This window comes from Vibrio mangrovi, from assembly GCF_024346955.1.
Lineage (GTDB): Bacteria > Pseudomonadota > Gammaproteobacteria > Enterobacterales > Vibrionaceae > Vibrio > Vibrio mangrovi.
This window is the reverse complement of sequence record NZ_AP024883.1, coordinates 460,694-482,816: the sequence shown is the minus strand read 5'-3', so window position 1 is coordinate 482,816 and position 22,123 is coordinate 460,694. Positions and strand designations below refer to the sequence as shown.

The following is a 22,123-nucleotide window of genomic DNA, read 5'->3' as shown; positions in this document are numbered from 1 at the left end:
GAACATGCCTCTCCCCGCAATTTAAATGAGACTATGGCGATACTAATCGTCCGGGGAACTCAACTTGAAACTCCTCCGGTAAAAATTCCTTTAAATCGACCTTTCCTGTTTGTTATCGGGGTCCTGTATCTTTTTGCACTGCATCTTCCCTTTTACTCTGATGCAGGAAATGAAGTCATACTTCCGTTTAACATCGCAACCTGGTTTTTGGTTAGTATTGCGATTTCCGTAGGACTGCTGCAGATAGTCCGGACCCGGAAAGTCAGATATTCAAAACTGACCATTGGTCTCTTTTTATGTTGTCTGTTGCTATCCATTCCGTTGTTCTACCACAACGCATCAATCAAGCTTACCGCTTCCCGGGTAATTGCATTATGGGGAGGGCTTTTTCTTTTTTCTGTCATCCAACAATTTCGTTTTAGCAATAAGCATAAGCACAGGCTTATCTGGTTAATTGTGCTCTCAACATTGATTGAAGGATGTCTGGCTTACTATCAGCTACTGAAAAATCCGTCCGTTGTTCCTCTCGGCGTATTTCCGACAGCAAATACATTCGCGACTTATATAGCAACCGGTATTCTTGCATCAGGGTATTTGCTTTCCAGGCATTTGAAGAAATACCAGACTCAAATAAGTATTGCTGGCCTGCTGTACATCACACCATTACTTTCAATCCCTCTTTTAGTATTACTCCGCTCTGTAACCGGATGGGGAGTGACGCTCATTGGGATTCTGGCAATATTTCCTTATCTCTATCGCTTTGCCAGCAGAAAAAGGCTCTGGGGATGGAGTATTTCTATCGGGGCAGGAACGCTACTTGGCTTCATCCTGATTCAGGCACTTTACTCAACGCCATTTAGCTCTCAGTACTTAAAACGCCTGTCACCTTTATCAGGCAGCCTGACTCAAACAGTAGATATGTTGATAGAAAAGCCCTTTACCGGCTATGGCTACGGACATTTTGAAGAAGAATATGTGCTATACAGTTCACGCCAACATCAACTAAACCCGGATTATCCATCCCCATTGGCAGGACTGTCACATCCGCATAATGAGGTGCTTTACTGGGGAATTGAAGGCGGTCTCCTGCCTATATTTGCGATTACTCTGGCCGTTCTATTCGTTCTGGGGCGTATATATTATGCAAAACCTAAAACCCGTCTGGCGACACTCTCCCTGCTTTTCCCAATCGCATTAGAGTGTCAAATCGATGATGTATTTTGTCTGTCCGCCATTCACTGGATAACCTTCATCATCCTGCTGTTTTGGGTCGATCAACGCGTTGCAAAATACAAAAGCGTATCACTACATACACTGGCAACCCGTATTTTGCAGGGAACAATGATTGTATTACCTGTTTCAACACTGCTTTACTTTGGAGCAATACTCAAAACACAGGTTATTTTTAGTCTATATAAGCAAGAACAAGATATTACACTACTGAAGAACATTCATTTCCCTTTATTATGGAAGGATCGTCTGATGCAGGAGCAACTTATCCACCAGTTGAAGCAAAAAGATACGGAAAAGCACCGGCAACAGTTGAGTACTTATATTCCCTGGTTACTCGGGTTAATCCAGAGGCAGCCCAGGCCGGTATATTATCAGTTGCTCATTACCTTATACCGGCACACAGGGGATATGAATCGTGCGGAACAATCCCGAATCGAAGCTGAGTATCTATTCCCTCAGTATTCTTTTACCATCTCAGGAAATGATGAACTTCCGCAGGAAATGCCATAAGCTGTTTTATCTCATGGGTACACTTGCCTGACACTGAGCCAACGCATCTTCCAGTGCTTTCAGACAAAGAGCAATATTCTCGGTTCGGGCACTATATCCCATTAAACCGATTCTCCATGCATTCCCGGCAAACTGTCCTAACCCGGCACCAATTTCCAGATTATAGTGGTGAAGTAAATAGGTTCTGACCCACTCATCCTCAATTCCTTCCGGAATTCGGACCGTATTCAGCTGCGGTAACCGTTCTGATTCTTCTACAACAAATGTCAGCCCCAGTTGTTCCAGACCACTTCTGAGCTGTTGATGCATCTGCTGATGTCTGCGCCACGAAGACTCCAGCGACTCTTCTTGCAATAGCAATAAAGCTTCATGCAAAGCATACAAGGTATTTACCGGTGCAGTATGATGGTAACTCCGTTTCTGTTGCCCGCTCCAGTATCCCATGACCAACGTCTGATCAAGGAACCAGCTCTGAACGGGGGTCTTCCGGCTCTTGATTTTTTCAATCGCTGCCGGAGAAAACGTCAGCGGAGAAAGTCCGGGAACACAGGAAAGACATTTCTGGCTGCCAGAATAAACAGCATCAAGCTGCCATTCATCTACATAGAGCGGTACACCGCCTAATGACGTCACTGTATCAACAATGGTTAACAGGCCATGCTGTTTAGCTAAACGTCCCAGAGCTTCAGCATCACTTAATGCCCCGGTCGATGTTTCAGCATGCACGAATGCCAGAATTTTTGCTTCTGGATGTTCCCGAATAGCCTGCTCAACTTTATCAACAGAAACGCTCTGTCCCCATTCATTATCAACCAGAACTGCATTTGCGCCACAGCGCACGACATTCTCCCGCATGCGTTCACCAAAAACACCGTTACGACAAACGATAACCGTATCTCCCGGCTCCAGTAAATTCACAAAACAGGCCTCCATTCCGGCACTTCCCGGTGCAGAAACTGCGATTGTAAATTCATTATTGGTTTGAAATGCATATTGTAAGAGTGACTTCAACTCATCCATCATCTGGATAAATAACGGATCAAGATGGCCAATTGTCGGCCGACTTAAAGCCTGTAACACCCGAGGATGAATATCAGACGGACCCGGGCCCATTAATGTTCTTCGGGGTGGGAAAAAACTTTGTATATTCATGAACTGACTCCTTTCATTCACATTCGCCGGAAATTATATATCAGGCTAACGCTTCTCCAATAAGAAAGCTATCCGACACAAGTCTAGTCGAATATGTTTCCGGAATCTGAGCCTATAGATAAAATTCATCAACTTCATCTAATTTGCCATTGACATTCACAAGGCAAAAACGTTCAATACCTAAGCTATCAAGCAGAAGAGGAGCACTGCCCAGGCAGGTATTTTGTGGAGCCTCAACTCCAAAACAAAATACTCAGGGGGAGTAGTGCCGAGACAGTCTATAGTTGTGGATTTGGACTGTCGGGTGAATGGGCTGAATCCCTTCAACTGTCATCAGTGCTAAACTGGTGGAGAGCTTCTGAGGTCTCCTTTCATGAATCACCTCTATCTTTGCTCTAGAAATACGCTCTTCAAACATTGGACGTTGGTAAACCAACAACATTTTTTATTTTAGGAAGTCGTGGGAGAAATGCCGTGAGTGCATTCAATGTCGCCAAGTTTGGCGGAACCAGTGTAGCCAACTTCGAAGCTATGAGTCGTTGTGCTGCAGTCATCGAAAGTAATCCGGACACAAAGCTTGTTGTCAGCAGTGCCTGCTCTGGTGTCACCAATCTGCTGGTAGAACTGGCTAATGGGGTTCAGGATGCAGAAAGACGCACATCAATATTAGAGCAACTGGCTGATATTCACTTTTCAATCATTGAGCATCTGAAAGAGCAGGACTCAGTCAAAGAAGCTGTACAAATGATTCTTGACACAATCGGCAGTCTTGCAGATGCAGCATCTTTTCAATCAAGTAATAAGCTAACCGATCACTTGGTTGCCTGTGGAGAGTTAATCTCTACCCATATTCTGACTCAGGTTCTGAAAGACCGGGGAATGGATGCTGTCAGGTTTGACATCCGTGAAGTACTGCGTACTGATGATCACTATGGCCGGGCAGAACCACAGATTGAAATCACTGCAACACTGGCTAAAGAAAAACTGGCTCCTCTATGTCATAGCCACCTTGTCGTCACTCAGGGATTCATTGGCTCAGACGAGCAGGGTAACACCACAACCCTTGGTCGGGGTGGTAGTGATTATTCTGCCGCCCTGATTGCCGAAGCCGTTCAGGCATCCGGTCTGGAAATCTGGACCGATGTACCCGGAATATACACAACCGACCCGCGTATCGCCCCCAAAGCTGCACCGATACCTGAGATCAGCTTCAGCGAAGCTTCTGAGATGGCGAATTTTGGGGCTAAGATTCTTCATCCCTCAACACTACTTCCTGCACTTCGTCACGGCATCCCCGTATTCGTCGGTTCATCGAAAGAACCGGAAAAAGGTGGAACCTGGATTCGGAGACGAGTGGAGAATTCACCCTATTTCCGGGCGTTGGCATTAAGAGCCAACCAGACTATGGTGACCATTCGTAGCGCAAAAATGTTCCATGCCTATGGATTTCTGGCGAAGGTTTTTGAAATTTTGGCCAAGCATAAAATCTCTGTCGATTTGATTACAACTTCTGAAATTAGTGTCTCGATTACTCTGGATAAAACAGATACTTCAGGTGGTGCTCCGGAGCTTCCCGCAGCAGCCCGGGCAGAATTGGAAGAGCTGGCTCATATTGAAGTTGAACGGAACCTGAGTCTGGTTGCTCTGATTGGTAATCATATGGAAACGAAAGGTTATGCAAAAGAAGTATTCAGCACACTGGGAGACTACAACATGCGCATGATCTGTTATGGTGCCAGTGACCATAATCTGTGTTTTCTCGTTGATGCTGATGACGCGAAGAGTGTCATTCAGAAACTACATCAGGATCTCTTCGAACAACAAGACAAAGCATAAGAGCCGAGGGCCATATTGATTAAAGAGGTTGGCAATGCCAACCTCTTTTCTACATTCCGTTCTGGAAACAGCGAAATTAAAGGGCATTATTCCATATTCGGGGCAAGCCACTTTTCAGCTTCTTCTCTGCTCCAGCCTTTTCTCTCTGCATAACTCTGTACCTGATCTTCCTGAATACCGGCAACTGCAAAATAACGGGAATCAGGATGAGAGAAATACCAGCCTGAAACGGATGCCCCCGGCCACATAGCGTAGCTGCTTGTCAAAGACATCCCGATATTCTCTTCCACCTGAAGCATTTCCCATATAGCTGCTTTTTCCGTATGTTCCGGACAGGCAGGATAACCGGGAGCGGGTCTGATACCCTGATACTTTTCCCTAACCAGATCATCATTCGACAGATTCTCATCTGCAGAATAACCCCATATCTCTTTACGCACCTTCTCATGCAAGTATTCGGCAAAAGCTTCAGCTAGTCGATCTGCAACAGCCTGAATCATAATGGCATTATAATCATCACCTTTTGCTTTATATGCATCGGCCAACTCTCTTTCACCAATTCCGCCAGTCACTGCAAACGCACCAATCCAGTCTTTTTTCCCACTGGAACGCGGCGCAATATAATCGGAAAGACAGTAGTTATAACCTTTCGGCTTTTGAGTTTGCTGGCGCAAATGGTATAGCCTGTGGGCAACTTCCGTGCGAGATTCATCGGTATAAACTTCAATATCATCTCCGACACTGGCTGCCGGGAATAATGCGCAAATCCCCCGGGCTTTCATCAGACCTTCGCTTTCAACCCGATCCAGAAATGCATTCGCATCGTTAAACAGGCGACGAGCTTCTTCTCCGACTTCCTCATGATCCAGAATCGCCGGATACTTACCCATCAAAGACCACGTCATGAAAAATGGTGTCCAGTCAATGTATCGGCGAAGCGTTGCAACGTCAAAATCATCAAATACCTGAATACCACTTTTTAGCGGAGTAGGTGGTGTATAGCTGTTCCAGTCAATCGCAACACGATTTGCCCTCGCTTCTTCGAGAGTTATCGGCCGGGTTCTCGGGGTTTTACGGGCATGTTGATCCCGGGTCCGTTCATAGTCAAGATTCAGCTTCTCAACAAATCCGGGACGTAATTCATCAGATAGCAGAGAAGTACAGACTCCCACAGCCCGGGAGGCATTATTCACATAAACCACCGGCTGATGATAATTCTGTTCAATCTTTACTGCGGTATGAGCCTTAGATGTGGTTGCACCACCGATCAATAAGGGCAGTTCAAATCCCTGCCGTTCCATCTCTTTGGCAACATGAACCATTTCATCCAATGACGGTGTAATCAGTCCGGATAAACCGACAATATCGACCTGCTCTTCTTTCGCAACCTTCAGTATCTGTTCACAGGGAACCATGACACCAAGATCAATGATCTCGTAGTTATTACACTGAAGAACTACCCCGACAATGTTCTTACCGATATCGTGCACATCGCCTTTCACTGTCGCCAACAGGATTTTTCCATTGGAAGTGCCAGCTTGCTTCTCTGCATTTATATATGGCTCGAGGTAGGCAACCGCCTGCTTCATTACCCGGGCAGACTTCACCACCTGCGGAAGAAACATTTTTCCCTCACCGAACAGATCACCGACCACATTCATACCATCCATGAGCGGACCTTCGATCACCGCCAGAGGTTTTGAGGCTTGCTGTCTGGCTTCTTCAGTATCTTCGGTAATAAATTCCGTAATCCCTTTCACAAGTGCATGTTCCAGGCGTTTAGATACCGGCCAGGTTCGCCATTCCAGTGCTGATGCATCGTCCGCTTTACCGACAGCATTTTCACGATACTCTTCTGCGATCTCCAGCAGACGCTCTGTGCTATCATCTCGCCGGTTCAGAACAACATCTTCAACCGCATCTCTAAGCTTTTCAGGTACATTGTCGTAAATCTCGAGCTGTCCGGCATTTACGATCCCCATATCCATACCATTTTTAAAACAGTGATAGAGGAATACTGCGTGAATGGCTTCCCGGACATAATTGTTTCCCCGGAAAGAGAAAGAAACGTTCGAGACACCGCCAGATACCATGGCATAAGGCAGATCCCTTTTGATGTCACCGACAGCATTGATAAAATCAAGCGCATAGTTATTATGCTCATCGATCCCTGTTGCGACAGCAAAAATATTCGGGTCGAAAATAATATCTTCCGGAGGGAAACCGACTTCATCAACCAAGATACGATAAGCATTGGTACAAATTTCAATTTTCCGTTCACGGGTATCAGCCTGACCGACTTCATCAAATGCCATCACAACAACAGCAGCACCATAACGACGAATCAGCTTAGCCTGATGAACAAACTTTTCTTTTCCTTCTTTCATCGAGATTGAATTAACAATCCCTTTGCCCTGAATACATTTTAAGCCAGCTTCAATAACCTCCCATTTGGAAGAATCGACCATCACCGGGACTTTTGAAATCTCTGGTTCAGAAGCACATAAATTTAAGAAGCGCACCATACAAGCTTCAGCATCCAACATCCCTTCATCCATGTTGATATCGATGATCTGAGCACCATTTTCAACCTGTTGTCTGGCTACATCTAAAGCTTCATCGTAAAGCTCTTCTTTAATTAAACGCTTAAATCTGGCAGAACCGGTAACGTTTGTCCGTTCACCAACATTGACAAACAGTGTATCTTTCTCAATCTGTAATGGCTCCAGACCTGACAATCGGCACGCTACTGGAATCTCAGGTAAAGTACGCGGCTTTACACCCTCCACAGCCAAAGATATATGGCGGATATGTTCCGGAGTGGTTCCACAACATCCTCCAACCAGATTCAAAAAGCCAGCTCTTGCCCATTCGCTAATATGCTCAGCCATCTCTTCCGGGGATAGATCATATTCACCAAAAGCATTAGGAAGACCGGCATTGGGGTGAGCAGAGACAAAAGATTCAGATATTCGGGACAGCTCTTCGACATAAGGGCGCAGTTCATCCGGGCCAAGGGCACAATTCAAACCAAATGATAAAGGTTGAACATGCCGTAATGAGTTATAAAATGCTTCTGTCGTTTGGCCAGAAAGTGTTCGTCCGGAGGCATCAGTAATTGTCCCTGAGATCATAACAGGTAATGTAATATTTAATTCTTCAAACACACTCTCAACAGCAAAAGCACAGGCTTTCGCATTAAGCGTATCAAAGATTGTTTCAAGCATGATCAGATCGACACCACCTTTGATCAATGCCCGGGTCGAGTCAGAATAGGCAGCAACCAAAGTATCGAAAGTGACATTACGGAATCCCGGATCATTTACATCCGGAGAAATAGAGCATGTTCGGTTTGTCGGACCAAGAACCCCAGCGACATAACGAGGTCGATCCGGTGTTTTAACTGACCACTGATCCGCAACTTCTCTGGCTAATTTAGCAGCAGCAAAGTTAATCTCATTGCTTAGAGACTGCATATCATAATCGGCCATCGCGATGGAGGTTGCATTAAATGTGTTGGTCTCAAGAATATCAGCACCGGCTTCGAGATAAGCCGAATGAATTTCTTTGATTAAATCTGGTTGAGTCAATACAAGTAGATCGTTATTACCCTTCAAATCACTATGCCAGTCAGCAAAACGTTCTCCGCGATAGTCCTCTTCCTGTAATTTGTACCCCTGAATCATGGTACCCATACCACCATCAATCAACAGAATACGTTTCCGAAGCTGCTCTTCTATCTGATGTCTAACACTACTCACTTTAACGACCCATCCCTTTATTTTTGCTCCATCCTACCATACAACCATTAGAAATCTAGACGTCCATACGGATCTATATAGAACAATTTAGCACGAAAATGAATCTTCTCACTATAAGAAAAAATGATTGCTATTTACCCGGCATCAAAGGAAAATTTCAAACCTAGTTTTTCAGATGTGAAGAGAGAAGAATGTCGGTCTACCATACGCTATGTTTTCTTGCTGCCGCAGCGATGATTATTGCTTTTCTAAACAGTAAGATAAGCAGAATGCAGACAACTATCGCAATTACTGCAGGTTCAATGATGCTTTCTTTGCTTATCTTAATTGCAGGTCAAAACGACTGGTTTCACTTGACCCAAATTGCGACAACTACGATGAGTAGCATCAACTTTGAAAACTTCCTTCTAAAGGGAATTTTAGGGTTTCTTCTCTTTGCAGGCGGACTTGGGATCAAACTCCCGAACCTGAAAGATCAAAAATGGGAAATTGCGGTACTTGCTCTTGGTGCAACACTATTCTCCACTTTCTTTATCGGCTTCTCCTTATATGGCATCTGCCAGCTAATCGGTATTAACTTCGATCTGGTATACTGTCTGCTGTTCGGCGCACTGATCTCTCCTACCGACCCGATCGCCGTTCTTGCCATTGTGAAAAAACTGGATGCACCTAAAAGAATATCGACTCAGATCGAGGGGGAGTCACTGTTTAACGACGGTTTTGGCCTAGTTATCTTCGTAACAATATTTACAATCGCTTTTGGTTCTGAGCCACCGACAGTCGGAAGTGTATCTCTGCTGTTTATTCAGGAAGCTATTGGCGGGATAGTCTACGGACTAGCTCTGGGGATCGTATTTCATTATCTCATTAGCTCAACCGATGACCACTCAATGGAGTTATTACTTACCATTGGTGTTCCTACCGCAGGTTATGCATTCGCCGAAATTATTCATGTGTCAGGTCCATTGGCTATGGTCGTATCAGGAATCATGATTGGCAACTGGACCCGCTTTATTGGGTTTTCCAAAGAAAGTGAAGAGCATCTGGACCATTTCTGGGAACTGGTTGATGAGTTTCTCAACGGTGTCCTTTTCCTGTTGATCGGGATGTCAATGCTACTCTTCGAATTCCATGAAGAAGACTGGATCATGATGGCAATTGCAGTACCGCTGGTATTGGCAGGACGATATCTCAGTGTCTACGTGTCATATATCGGATTCAAACGTTATCGCCAATACAACAGATGGTCAGTGAGAATATTGACTTGGGGAGGACTTAGAGGCGGTTTAGCCCTAGCTATGGCACTCTCTATACCGTCAGGCTTCTTGGTTATCCCGGAAAAACTCATTGATGTGAAAGAAATTATTCTGGTAATGACCTATGCTGTAGTGGTTTTCTCAATTCTGGTTCAGGGCTCAACGATTACACCGATGATAGAAAAAGCCAAAAAAATTGAGGCCGGTACTGAGTAGTTCTATTCATTTGGCTATATTGTAGAAAGCGTATTGAGGCGGTGAGTCGTTATTCCCGTCTCAATGGCTATAACCTCACTCCATGGAAATCCCCCATCTAATAATCCAGATCTTCCTATTAAGATTTTTCAACAATCTCATGAAGCACAAAGCCATTCGATAATTCAAAATAGAAATGTAGATCACAGGCTATTCTGTGATCTCCGAATTGGATCGCTATTTGATCTTGAGGATATGTTGCGTTGATGGGAAATTATGTTTTCTGGTAAGTTAGGGCAAGTAAATTACCTTCACTACTTCTAATCTATATCCTTCCTCATTATTGCTATATTCTCTTTTCATACAAATATGCATCCTCGATATATTTATATATTTATATATTTATATATTTATATATTTATATATCTATACATCATTCGGGCTTAGGAGGCCGGAATAGATTCAGAATGGATAGGTTGGTCAGCGTGGAAACCGGTGTAAGCAGGCTGAAACCTTTGGGGCAAAACAACAGAAACCAGTCGCCAGAATGTAAAAAAGCCCCAGTCTTACAACTGAGGCTTCAATAAGTGGCGGAGCGGACGGGACTCCCTTTCCATTTAAAGGACAGCGCGCCCCCCGGTGTAACAGGCCGCGGTCTTTCTATAAAAGGTGAACCCACTGAACCCGCCGCCAGAACGTAAAAAAGCCCCAGTCTTGCAACTGAGGCTTCAAATAAGTGGCGGAGCGGACGGGACTCGAACCCGCGACCCCCGGCGTGACAGGCCGGTATTCTAACCAACTGAACTACCGCTCCACTTTTCAATCTGTCTGCTAAATCAAGTCTGATGCAACTGCTGCTTCATTTAGCCTCGTTCTCATCTTCTCAAAGACAAAAACATAATGTAAGCCTGGCGATGACCTACTCTCACATGGGGAGACCCCACACTACCATCGGCGCTGTTTCGTTTCACTTCTGAGTTCGGCATGGAATCAGGTGGGTCCAAAACGCTATGGCCGCCAAGCAAATTCTTCTAATCCGGAAAGCTGTATTCTCATATTCACAATCAAGTCTCTTCAGAGCCCTAAAACCCCTTTGGTGTTGTATGGTTAAGTCTCACGGGCAATTAGTACAGGTTAGCTCAATGCCTCACAGCACTTACACACCCTGCCTATCAACGTTCTGGTCTCGAACAACCCTTCAGGACACTTTAAGTGCCAGGGAAGACTCATCTCAGGGCTCGCTTCCCGCTTAGATGCTTTCAGCGGTTATCGATTCCGAACTTAGCTACCGGGCAATGCGATTGGCATCACAACCCGAACACCAGAGGTTCGTCCACTCCGGTCCTCTCGTACTAGGAGCAGCCCCCTTCAATCTTCCAACGCCCACGGCAGATAGGGACCGAACTGTCTCACGACGTTCTAAACCCAGCTCGCGTACCACTTTAAATGGCGAACAGCCATACCCTTGGGACCGACTTCAGCCCCAGGATGTGATGAGCCGACATCGAGGTGCCAAACACCGCCGTCGATATGAACTCTTGGGCGGTATCAGCCTGTTATCCCCGGAGTACCTTTTATCCGTTGAGCGATGGCCCTTCCATTCAGAACCACCGGATCACTATGACCTGCTTTCGCACCTGCTCGAGCCGTCACTCTCGCAGTCAAGCGGGCTTATGCCATTACACTAACCTCACGATGTCCAACCGTGATTAGCCCACCTTCGTGCTCCTCCGTTACTCTTTGGGAGGAGACCGCCCCAGTCAAACTACCCACCAGGCACTGTCCTCAACCCGGATTACGGGCCTAAGTTAGAACATCAAACATACAAGGGTGGTATTTCAAGGTCGGCTCCACAATCACTGGCGTGACTGCTTCAAAGCCTCCCACCTATCCTACACATGTAGGCTCAATGTTCAGTGCCAAGCTGTAGTAAAGGTTCACGGGGTCTTTCCGTCTAGCCGCGGGTACACTGCATCTTCACAGCGATTTCAATTTCACTGAGTCTCGGGTGGAGACAGCGTGGCCATCATTACGCCATTCGTGCAGGTCGGAACTTACCCGACAAGGAATTTCGCTACCTTAGGACCGTTATAGTTACGGCCGCCGTTTACCGGGGCTTCGATCAAGAGCTTCGCATACGCTAACCCCATCAATTAACCTTCCGGCACCGGGCAGGCGTCACACCGTATACGTCATCTTACGATTTTGCACAGTGCTGTGTTTTTAATAAACAGTTGCAGCCACCTGGTATCTGCGACTCCCGTCAGCTCCATCCGCAAGGGACTTCACCATCAGGAGCGTACCTTCTCCCGAAGTTACGGTACCATTTTGCCTAGTTCCTTCACCCGAGTTCTCTCAAGCGCCTTGGTATTCTCTACCCGACCACCTGTGTCGGTTTGGGGTACGATTTCTTGTGAACTGAAGCTTAGAGGCTTTTCCCGGAAGCATGGCATCAATGACTTCACTACCGTAGCAGCTCGACATCGTGTCTCAGCCTGTTGTGGAACCGGATTTGCCTAATCCCACAGCCTACGCACTTGAACCTGGACAACCGTCGCCAGGCCCACCTAGCCTTCTCCGTCCCCCCATCGCATTCACAACAAGTACGGGAATATTAACCCGTTTCCCATCGACTACGCCTTTCGGCCTCGCCTTAGGGGTCGACTCACCCTGCCCCGATTAACGTTGGACAGGAACCCTTGGTCTTCCGGCGAGGAGGTTTTTCACCCCCTTTGTCGTTACTCATGTCAGCATTCGCACTTCTGATACGTCCAGCATGCCTTACAGCACACCTTCAGCCGCTTACAGAACGCTCCCCTACCCAATATGATAAATCACATTGCCGCAGCTTCGGTTTACAGCTTAGCCCCGTTACATCTTCCGCGCAGGCCGACTCGACTAGTGAGCTATTACGCTTTCTTTAAATGATGGCTGCTTCTAAGCCAACATCCTAGCTGTCTGAGCCTTCCCACATCGTTTCCCACTTAGCTGTAATTTGGGACCTTAGCTGGCGGTCTGGGTTGTTTCCCTCTCCACGACGGACGTTAGCACCCGCCGTGTGTCTCCCGGATAGTACTTACTGGTATTCGGAGTTTGCAAAGGGTTGGTAAGTCGGGATGACCCCCTAGCCTTAACAGTGCTCTACCCCCAGTAGTATTCGTCCGAGGCGCTACCTAAATAGCTTTCGGGGAGAACCAGCTATCTCCGGGTTTGATTGGCCTTTCACCCCTAGCCACAAGTCATCCGCTAATTTTTCAACATTAGTCGGTTCGGTCCTCCAGTTGATGTTACTCAACCTTCAACCTGCCCATGGCTAGATCACCCGGTTTCGGGTCTATATCCAGAGACTAAGCGCCCAGTTAAGACTCGCTTTCGCTACGGCTCCCCTATACGGTTAACCTTGCCACTGAATATAAGTCGCTGACCCATTATACAAAAGGTACGCAGTCACAGGACAAAGCCTGCTCCTACTGCTTGTACGTACACGGTTTCAGGTTCTATTTCACTCCCCTCACAGGGGTTCTTTTCGCCTTTCCCTCACGGTACTGGTTCACTATCGGTCAGTCAGGAGTATTTAGCCTTGGAGGATGGTCCCCCCATATTCAGACAGGATATCACGTGTCCCGCCTTACTCGATTTCACTTAAGCAGCGCTGCCGGTTACGGGGCTGTCACCCTGTATCGCGTGCCTTTCCAGACACTTCACCTGACGCTGCCTATGCTTAAGGGCTGGTCCGATTTCGCTCGCCGCTACTTTCGGAATCTCGGTTGATTTCTTTTCCTCGGGGTACTTAGATGTTTCAGTTCTCCCGGTTCGCCTCATTAACCTATGGATTCAGTTAATGATACATGCTTATGCATGTGGGTTTCCCCATTCGGAAATCTCAGACTCAAGTGGCTCTTACTGCCTCATCTGAGCTTATCGCAAGTTAGTACGTCCTTCATCGCCTCTGACTGCCAAGGCATCCACCGTGTACGCTTAGTCACTTAACCATACAACCCGAAGAAGTTTCAGATTGCACTGTCAGCAACCAAAGTTGTCTCTCATTGATTTACATGAGCGAGAGACTGGTTTTGCCGGACTCAATTGAATACATACATTAAATGTATTCCAAGAACACTTGATTGTGTTGGTCTTTCTCTTTCGAGAAAGTATTGAGAACTTTTACAAGTAATCTGTTGTTTCTTAAAAAAACAACCATTACTTTGTCAGCTTTCCAAATTGTTAAAGAGCAATGTGTTATTCCTGAGAGTCAGGCAACACTTTCTAATGACTTTCGGCGCCAAAAAACCGAACCACAACAACATCAGCAGGTGGTTTGGACATTCGGACCAAAAATATTTAGAAAGTGGTGGGCGATACCGGGTTCGAACCAGTGACCCCCTGCTTGTAAGGCAGGTGCTCTCCCAACTGAGCTAATCGCCCACTTTGTTCAAGATGGTGGAGCTATGCGGGATCGAACCGCAGACCTCCTGCGTGCAAGGCAGGCGCTCTCCCAGCTGAGCTATAGCCCCATCTTGAGTGCTTAAATAAAGCTAACTTCCTAAGAAAATGGTGGGTCGTACAGGATTCGAACCTGTGACCAATTGGTTAAAAGCCAACTGCTCTACCAGCTGAGCTAACGACCCCTTTTCACTTCAGGAAAGTGGTATCCCGTAGGGGAGTCGAACCCCTGTTACCGCCGTGAAAGGGCGGTGTCCTAGGCCTCTAGACGAACGGGACATTGCGCTACTTCTATAAACCAAATCAATCTGTGTGAACACTCATACAACAACATCTTTACGTAAGGAGGTGATCCAGCGCCAGGTTCCCCTAGCGCTACCTTGTTACGACTTCACCCCAGTCATGAACCACAAAGTGGCAAGCGTCCTCCCGAAGGTTAAACTACCTGCTTCTTTTGCAGCCCACTCCCATGGTGTGACGGGCGGTGTGTACAAGGCCCGGGAACGTATTCACCGTAGCATTCTGATCTACGATTACTAGCGATTCCGACTTCATGGAGTCGAGTTGCAGACTCCAATCCGGACTACGACGTACTTTTTGGGATTCGCATGCTCTCGCGAGTTAGCTGCCCTCTGTATACGCCATTGTAGCACGTGTGTAGCCCTACTCGTAAGGGCCATGATGACTTGACGTCGTCCCCACCTTCCTCCGGTTTATCACCGGCAGTCTCCCTGAAGTTCCCGGCCTAACCGCTGGCAATCAAGGATAAGGGTTGCGCTCGTTGCGGGACTTAACCCAACATTTCACAACACGAGCTGACGACAGCCATGCAGCACCTGTCTCAGAGCTCCCGAAGGCACACCAGAATCTCTTCCGGCTTCTCTGGATGTCAAGAGTAGGTAAGGTTCTTCGCGTTGCATCGAATTAAACCACATGCTCCACCGCTTGTGCGGGCCCCCGTCAATTCATTTGAGTTTTAATCTTGCGACCGTACTCCCCAGGCGGTCTACTTAACGCGTTAGCTCCGAAAGCCACGACTCTGGGTCACAACCTCCAAGTAGACATCGTTTACGGCGTGGACTACCAGGGTATCTAATCCTGTTTGCTCCCCACGCTTTCGCATCTGAGTGTCAGTATCTGTCCAGGGGGCCGCCTTCGCCACCGGTATTCCTTCAGATCTCTACGCATTTCACCGCTACACCTGAAATTCTACCCCCCTCTACAGTACTCTAGCCTGCCAGTTTCAAATGCAACTCCGAGGTTAAGCCCCGGGCTTTCACATCTGACTTAACAGACCACCTGCATGCGCTTTACGCCCAGTAATTCCGATTAACGCTCGCACCCTCCGTATTACCGCGGCTGCTGGCACGGAGTTAGCCGGTGCTTCTTCTGCAGCTAACGTCAAAGAACAGCTCTATTAAAACTATCCCCTTCCTCACTGCTGAAAGTACTTTACAACCCGAAGGCCTTCTTCATACACGCGGCATGGCTGCATCAGGCTTGCGCCCATTGTGCAATATTCCCCACTGCTGCCTCCCGTAGGAGTCTGGACCGTGTCTCAGTTCCAGTGTGGCTGATCATCCTCTCAGACCAGCTAGGGATCGTCGCCTTGGTGAGCCCTTACCTCACCAACTAGCTAATCCCACCTGGGCATATCCTGACGCGAGAGGCCCGAAGGTCCCCCTCTTTGGTCCGTAGACATTATGCGGTATTAGCCATCGTTTCCAATGGTTATCCCCCACATCAGGGCAATTTCCCAGGCTTTACTCACCCGTCCGCCGCTCGACGCCGAGAAAGCAAGCTTTCTCTCGTTTCCGCTCGACTTGCATGTGTTAGGCCTGCCGCCAGCGTTCAATCTGAGCCATGATCAAACTCTTCAATTAAAAGTTTTTTTGAAGCTGAAGCTTCGGCTCAATGAATACTGTTCGTCTTACATAAATGTAAGACTGAATTGACTGTGCTGAACTTCAATTCCCGAAAGAATCTCGGTTCGGTTGGTCACTCGTATCATTGATAAAATCTTTTGGATGTTTATCGACGAGTGCCCACACAGATTGATTGGTCTATATTGTTAAAGAGCTTTGCTTTCAGTGCCTTAGCACCTTGGCAGGAGGCGTATAATACGCTACCTACTTCGAAAGTCAACATAAAACTTTCATCTTTCTGAAAAGCTTTATGGTGACCTGCTTCCTGAAGAAGCAAGCATGTTTCCGGGTTTATCTCAACCTGAAAACGATAATTAAAGCCTGGCGATGACCTACTCTCACATGGGGAGACCCCACACTACCATCGGCGCTGTTTCGTTTCACTTCTGAGTTCGGCATGGAATCAGGTGGGTCCAAAACGCTATGGCCGCCAGGCAAATTCTTCTAATCCGGAAAGCTGTATTCTCATATCCACAATCAAGTCTCTTCAGAGCCCTAAAACCCCTTCGGTGTTGTATGGTTAAGTCTCACGGGCAATTAGTACAGGTTAGCTCAATGCCTCACAGCACTTACACACCCTGCCTATCAACGTTCTGGTCTCGAACAACCCTTCAGGACACTTTAAGTGCCAGGGAAGACTCATCTCAGGGCTCGCTTCCCGCTTAGATGCTTTCAGCGGTTATCGATTCCGAACTTAGCTACCGGGCAATGCGATTGGCATCACAACCCGAACACCAGAGGTTCGTCCACTCCGGTCCTCTCGTACTAGGAGCAGCCCCCTTCAATCTTCCAACGCCCACGGCAGATAGGGACCGAACTGTCTCACGACGTTCTAAACCCAGCTCGCGTACCACTTTAAATGGCGAACAGCCATACCCTTGGGACCGACTTCAGCCCCAGGATGTGATGAGCCGACATCGAGGTGCCAAACACCGCCGTCGATATGAACTCTTGGGCGGTATCAGCCTGTTATCCCCGGAGTACCTTTTATCCGTTGAGCGATGGCCCTTCCATTCAGAACCACCGGATCACTATGACCTGCTTTCGCACCTGCTCGAGCCGTCACTCTCGCAGTCAAGCGGGCTTATGCCATTACACTAACCTCACGATGTCCAACCGTGATTAGCCCACCTTCGTGCTCCTCCGTTACTCTTTGGGAGGAGACCGCCCCAGTCAAACTACCCACCAGGCACTGTCCTCAACCCGGATTACGGGCCTAAGTTAGAACATCAAACATACAAGGGTGGTATTTCAAGGTCGGCTCCACAATCACTGGCGTGACTGCTTCAAAGCCTCCCACCTATCCTACACATGTAGGCTCAATGTTCAGTGCCAAGCTGTAGTAAAGGTTCACGGGGTCTTTCCGTCTAGCCGCGGGTACACTGCATCTTCACAGCGATTTCAATTTCACTGAGTCTCGGGTGGAGACAGCGTGGCCATCATTACGCCATTCGTGCAGGTCGGAACTTACCCGACAAGGAATTTCGCTACCTTAGGACCGTTATAGTTACGGCCGCCGTTTACCGGGGCTTCGATCAAGAGCTTCGCATACGCTAACCCCATCAATTAACCTTCCGGCACCGGGCAGGCGTCACACCGTATACGTCATCTTACGATTTTGCACAGTGCTGTGTTTTTAATAAACAGTTGCAGCCACCTGGTATCTGCGACTCCCGTCAGCTCCATCCGCAAGGGACTTCACCATCAGGAGCGTACCTTCTCCCGAAGTTACGGTACCATTTTGCCTAGTTCCTTCACCCGAGTTCTCTCAAGCGCCTTGGTATTCTCTACCCGACCACCTGTGTCGGTTTGGGGTACGATTTCTTGTGAACTGAAGCTTAGAGGCTTTTCCCGGAAGCATGGCATCAATGACTTCACTACCGTAGCAGCTCGACATCGTGTCTCAGCCTGTTGTGGAACCGGATTTGCCTAATCCCACAGCCTACGCACTTGAACCTGGACAACCGTCGCCAGGCCCACCTAGCCTTCTCCGTCCCCCCATCGCATTCACAACAAGTACGGGAATATTAACCCGTTTCCCATCGACTACGCCTTTCGGCCTCGCCTTAGGGGTCGACTCACCCTGCCCCGATTAACGTTGGACAGGAACCCTTGGTCTTCCGGCGAGGAGGTTTTTCACCCCCTTTGTCGTTACTCATGTCAGCATTCGCACTTCTGATACGTCCAGCATGCCTTACAGCACACCTTCAGCCGCTTACAGAACGCTCCCCTACCCAATATGATAAATCACATTGCCGCAGCTTCGGTTTACAGCTTAGCCCCGTTACATCTTCCGCGCAGGCCGACTCGACTAGTGAGCTATTACGCTTTCTTTAAATGATGGCTGCTTCTAAGCCAACATCCTAGCTGTCTGAGCCTTCCCACATCGTTTCCCACTTAGCTGTAATTTGGGACCTTAGCTGGCGGTCTGGGTTGTTTCCCTCTCCACGACGGACGTTAGCACCCGCCGTGTGTCTCCCGGATAGTACTTACTGGTATTCGGAGTTTGCAAAGGGTTGGTAAGTCGGGATGACCCCCTAGCCTTAACAGTGCTCTACCCCCAGTAGTATTCGTCCGAGGCGCTACCTAAATAGCTTTCGGGGAGAACCAGCTATCTCCGGGTTTGATTGGCCTTTCACCCCTAGCCACAAGTCATCCGCTAATTTTTCAACATTAGTCGGTTCGGTCCTCCAGTTGATGTTACTCAACCTTCAACCTGCCCATGGCTAGATCACCCGGTTTCGGGTCTATATCCAGAGACTAAGCGCCCAGTTAAGACTCGCTTTCGCTACGGCTCCCCTATACGGTTAACCTTGCCACTGAATATAAGTCGCTGACCCATTATACAAAAGGTACGCAGTCACAGGACAAAGCCTGCTCCTACTGCTTGTACGTACACGGTTTCAGGTTCTATTTCACTCCCCTCACAGGGGTTCTTTTCGCCTTTCCCTCACGGTACTGGTTCACTATCGGTCAGTCAGGAGTATTTAGCCTTGGAGGATGGTCCCCCCATATTCAGACAGGATATCACGTGTCCCGCCTTACTCGATTTCACTTAAGCAGCGCTGCCGGTTACGGGGCTGTCACCCTGTATCGCGTGCCTTTCCAGACACTTCACCTGACGCTGCCTATGCTTAAGGGCTGGTCCGATTTCGCTCGCCGCTACTTTCGGAATCTCGGTTGATTTCTTTTCCTCGGGGTACTTAGATGTTTCAGTTCTCCCGGTTCGCCTCATTAACCTATGGATTCAGTTAATGATACATGCTTATGCATGTGGGTTTCCCCATTCGGAAATCTCAGACTCAAGTGGCTCTTACTGCCTCATCTGAGCTTATCGCAAGTTAGTACGTCCTTCATCGCCTCTGACTGCCAAGGCATCCACCGTGTACGCTTAGTCACTTAACCATACAACCCGAAGAAGTTTCAGATTGCACTGTCAGCAACCAAAGTTGTCTCTCATTGATTTACATGAGCGAGAGACTGGTTTTGCCGGACTCAATTGAATACATACATTAAATGTATTCCAAGAACACTTGATTGTGTTGGTCTTTCTCTTTCGAGAAAGTATTGAGAACTTTTACAAGTAATCTGTTGTTTCTTTAAAAACAACCATTACTTTGTCAGCTTTCCAAATTGTTAAAGAGCAAGATTTTACTTCATTCAAAGCAAAACCATTTCTAAATATTCTCTTTCTTAACACTCTAAAAAAGAACACTTAAAGATGGTGGAGCTATGCGGGATCGAACCGCAGACCTCCTGCGTGCAAGGCAGGCGCTCTCCCAGCTGAGCTATAGCCCCATCGCGGCATATTGCAAATTTTCTTATGCAAGGCAAGTTATGAGGAAGCATATCAATAATATGCGACGAATAACTTAACACAGCAGAAGGAAATTTGGTGGGTCTGAGTGGACTTGAACCACCGACCTCTCGCTTATCAGGCGAACGCTCTAACCACCTGAGCTACAGACCCAAAATCTCTTCTCTATAAACCAAATCAATCTGTGTGAACACTCATACAACAACATCTTTACGTAAGGAGGTGATCCAGCGCCAGGTTCCCCTAGCGCTACCTTGTTACGACTTCACCCCAGTCATGAACCACAAAGTGGCAAGCGTCCTCCCGAAGGTTAAACTACCTGCTTCTTTTGCAGCCCACTCCCATGGTGTGACGGGCGGTGTGTACAAGGCCCGGGAACGTATTCACCGTAGCATTCTGATCTACGATTACTAGCGATTCCGACTTCATGGAGTCGAGTTGCAGACTCCAATCCGGACTACGACGTACTTTTTGGGATTCGCATGCTCTCGCGAGTTAGCTGCCCTCTGTATACGCCATTGTAGCACGTGTGTAGCCCTACTCGTAAGGGCCATGATGACTTGACGTCGTCCCCACCTTCCTCCGGTTTATCACCGGCAGTCTCCCTGAAGTTCCCGGCCTAACCGCTGGCAATCAAGGATAAGGGTTGCGCTCGTTGCGGGACTTAACCCAACATTTCACAACACGAGCTGACGACAGCCATGCAGCACCTGTCTCAGAGCTCCCGAAGGCACACCAGAATCTCTTCCGGCTTCTCTGGATGTCAAGAGTAGGTAAGGTTCTTCGCGTTGCATCGAATTAAACCACATGCTCCACCGCTTGTGCGGGCCCCCGTCAATTCATTTGAGTTTTAATCTTGCGACCGTACTCCCCAGGCGGTCTACTTAACGCGTTAGCTCCGAAAGCCACGACTCTGGGTCACAACCTCCAAGTAGACATCGTTTACGGCGTGGACTACCAGGGTATCTAATCCTGTTTGCTCCCCACGCTTTCGCATCTGAGTGTCAGTATCTGTCCAGGGGGCCGCCTTCGCCACCGGTATTCCTTCAGATCTCTACGCATTTCACCGCTACACCTGAAATTCTACCCCCCTCTACAGTACTCTAGCCTGCCAGTTTCAAATGCAACTCCGAGGTTAAGCCCCGGGCTTTCACATCTGACTTAACAGACCACCTGCATGCGCTTTACGCCCAGTAATTCCGATTAACGCTCGCACCCTCCGTATTACCGCGGCTGCTGGCACGGAGTTAGCCGGTGCTTCTTCTGCAGCTAACGTCAAAGAACAGCTCTATTAAAACTATCCCCTTCCTCACTGCTGAAAGTACTTTACAACCCGAAGGCCTTCTTCATACACGCGGCATGGCTGCATCAGGCTTGCGCCCATTGTGCAATATTCCCCACTGCTGCCTCCCGTAGGAGTCTGGACCGTGTCTCAGTTCCAGTGTGGCTGATCATCCTCTCAGACCAGCTAGGGATCGTCGCCTTGGTGAGCCCTTACCTCACCAACTAGCTAATCCCACCTGGGCATATCCTGACGCGAGAGGCCCGAAGGTCCCCCTCTTTGGTCCGTAGACATTATGCGGTATTAGCCATCGTTTCCAATGGTTATCCCCCACATCAGGGCAATTTCCCAGGCTTTACTCACCCGTCCGCCGCTCGACGCCGAGAAAGCAAGCTTTCTCTCGTTTCCGCTCGACTTGCATGTGTTAGGCCTGCCGCCAGCGTTCAATCTGAGCCATGATCAAACTCTTCAATTAAAAGTTTTTTTGAAGCTGAAGCTTCGGCTCAATGAATACTGTTCGTCTTACATAAATGTAAGACTGAATTGACTGTGCTGAACTTCAATTCCCGAAAGAATCTCGGTTCGGTTGGTCACTCGTATCATTGATAAAATCTTTTGGATGTTTATCGACGAGTGCCCACACAGATTGATTGGTCTATATTGTTAAAGAGCAATTCTTCGAAACGTTCATCGTTTGAAGAGGCGGCCATTCT

5 protein-coding genes, 7 tRNA genes, 6 rRNA genes and 1 riboswitch are annotated in these 22,123 nt (G+C 47.8%); of the genes, 3 read left to right on the top strand and 15 right to left on the bottom strand.

Annotation, left to right across the window (positions count from 1 at the left end; genetic code table 11):
- The first annotated feature begins 33 nt into the window (after window positions 1-33).
- Complete coding sequence (locus OCU74_RS02050) at window positions 34-1,743, top strand: PglL family O-oligosaccharyltransferase (protein ID WP_087482427.1); 1,710 nt, start codon at window positions 34-36, stop codon at window positions 1,741-1,743.
- A 6-nt stretch (window positions 1,744-1,749) separates the two neighbouring features.
- Here the strand turns inward: OCU74_RS02050 and OCU74_RS02045 are convergent, their stop codons facing one another.
- On the bottom strand, window positions 1,750-2,895 hold the full coding sequence (locus OCU74_RS02045) for a pyridoxal-phosphate-dependent aminotransferase family protein (protein WP_087482426.1): 1,146 nt from the start codon (window positions 2,893-2,895) through the stop codon (window positions 1,750-1,752).
- Window positions 2,896-3,083: 188 nt separating this feature from the next.
- A riboswitch (Lysine riboswitch) is annotated at window positions 3,084-3,261 on the top strand.
- Between the two features lie 108 nt (window positions 3,262-3,369).
- Here OCU74_RS02045 and lysC point away from each other — a divergent pair.
- Complete coding sequence (lysC, locus tag OCU74_RS02040; RefSeq protein WP_087482425.1) at window positions 3,370-4,731, top strand: lysine-sensitive aspartokinase 3; 1,362 nt, start codon at window positions 3,370-3,372, stop codon at window positions 4,729-4,731.
- A gap of 86 nt (window positions 4,732-4,817) precedes the next feature.
- On the opposite strand, the gene metH is transcribed toward lysC, so the two are convergent.
- On the bottom strand, window positions 4,818-8,492 hold the full coding sequence (gene metH, locus OCU74_RS02035) for a methionine synthase (RefSeq protein ID WP_087482424.1): 3,675 nt from the start codon (window positions 8,490-8,492) through the stop codon (window positions 4,818-4,820).
- Between the two features lie 191 nt (window positions 8,493-8,683).
- On the opposite strand from metH, the gene OCU74_RS02030 reads away from it, so the two are divergent.
- The gene (locus OCU74_RS02030; protein ID WP_087482423.1) at window positions 8,684-9,964 is read left to right on the top strand and encodes a cation:proton antiporter; all 1,281 of its coding nucleotides are present in this window, start codon (window positions 8,684-8,686) and stop codon (window positions 9,962-9,964) included.
- A 716-nt stretch (window positions 9,965-10,680) separates the two neighbouring features.
- Here the strand turns inward: OCU74_RS02030 and OCU74_RS02025 are convergent.
- From OCU74_RS02025 to OCU74_RS01965, 13 genes are all read right to left on the bottom strand, one after another.
- Window positions 10,681-10,757, bottom strand: a tRNA-Asp gene (locus OCU74_RS02025).
- Between the two features lie 92 nt (window positions 10,758-10,849).
- Window positions 10,850-10,965, bottom strand: a 5S ribosomal RNA gene (gene rrf, locus OCU74_RS02020).
- Between the two features lie 81 nt (window positions 10,966-11,046).
- A 23S ribosomal RNA gene (locus OCU74_RS02015) occupies window positions 11,047-13,935 on the bottom strand.
- 357 nt (window positions 13,936-14,292) lie between these two features.
- A tRNA-Val gene (locus OCU74_RS02010) sits at window positions 14,293-14,368 on the bottom strand.
- A 13-nt stretch (window positions 14,369-14,381) separates the two neighbouring features.
- Window positions 14,382-14,457, bottom strand: a tRNA-Ala gene (locus OCU74_RS02005).
- A gap of 38 nt (window positions 14,458-14,495) precedes the next feature.
- Window positions 14,496-14,571, bottom strand: a tRNA-Lys gene (locus OCU74_RS02000).
- Between the two features lie 18 nt (window positions 14,572-14,589).
- Window positions 14,590-14,665: transfer RNA gene (locus OCU74_RS01995), tRNA-Glu, on the bottom strand.
- 62 nt (window positions 14,666-14,727) lie between these two features.
- A 16S ribosomal RNA gene (locus OCU74_RS01990) occupies window positions 14,728-16,269 on the bottom strand.
- A gap of 361 nt (window positions 16,270-16,630) precedes the next feature.
- Window positions 16,631-16,746, bottom strand: a 5S ribosomal RNA gene (rrf, locus tag OCU74_RS01985).
- A gap of 81 nt (window positions 16,747-16,827) precedes the next feature.
- Window positions 16,828-19,716: ribosomal RNA gene (locus OCU74_RS01980) — 23S ribosomal RNA — on the bottom strand.
- Between the two features lie 317 nt (window positions 19,717-20,033).
- Window positions 20,034-20,109, bottom strand: a tRNA-Ala gene (locus tag OCU74_RS01975).
- A 95-nt stretch (window positions 20,110-20,204) separates the two neighbouring features.
- A tRNA-Ile gene (locus OCU74_RS01970) sits at window positions 20,205-20,281 on the bottom strand.
- Window positions 20,282-20,343: 62 nt separating this feature from the next.
- Window positions 20,344-21,885 (bottom strand): 16S ribosomal RNA (locus OCU74_RS01965).
- Together the 16S, 23S and 5S rRNA genes with 7 tRNA genes alongside form the textbook arrangement of a ribosomal RNA operon.
- Window positions 21,886-22,123 lie beyond the last annotated feature (238 nt).

Bases quoted from the DNA above. Each gene is read 5' to 3' on its own strand.
- OCU74_RS02050 (WP_087482427.1), top strand. From the start codon at position 34: ATGGCGATACTAATCGTCCGGGGAACTCAACTTGAAACTCCTCCGGTA.
- OCU74_RS02045 (WP_087482426.1), bottom strand. From the start codon at position 2,895: ATGAATATACAAAGTTTTTTCCCACCCCGAAGAACATTAATGGGCCCG.
- OCU74_RS02030 (WP_087482423.1), top strand. From the start codon at position 8,684: ATGTCGGTCTACCATACGCTATGTTTTCTTGCTGCCGCAGCGATGATT.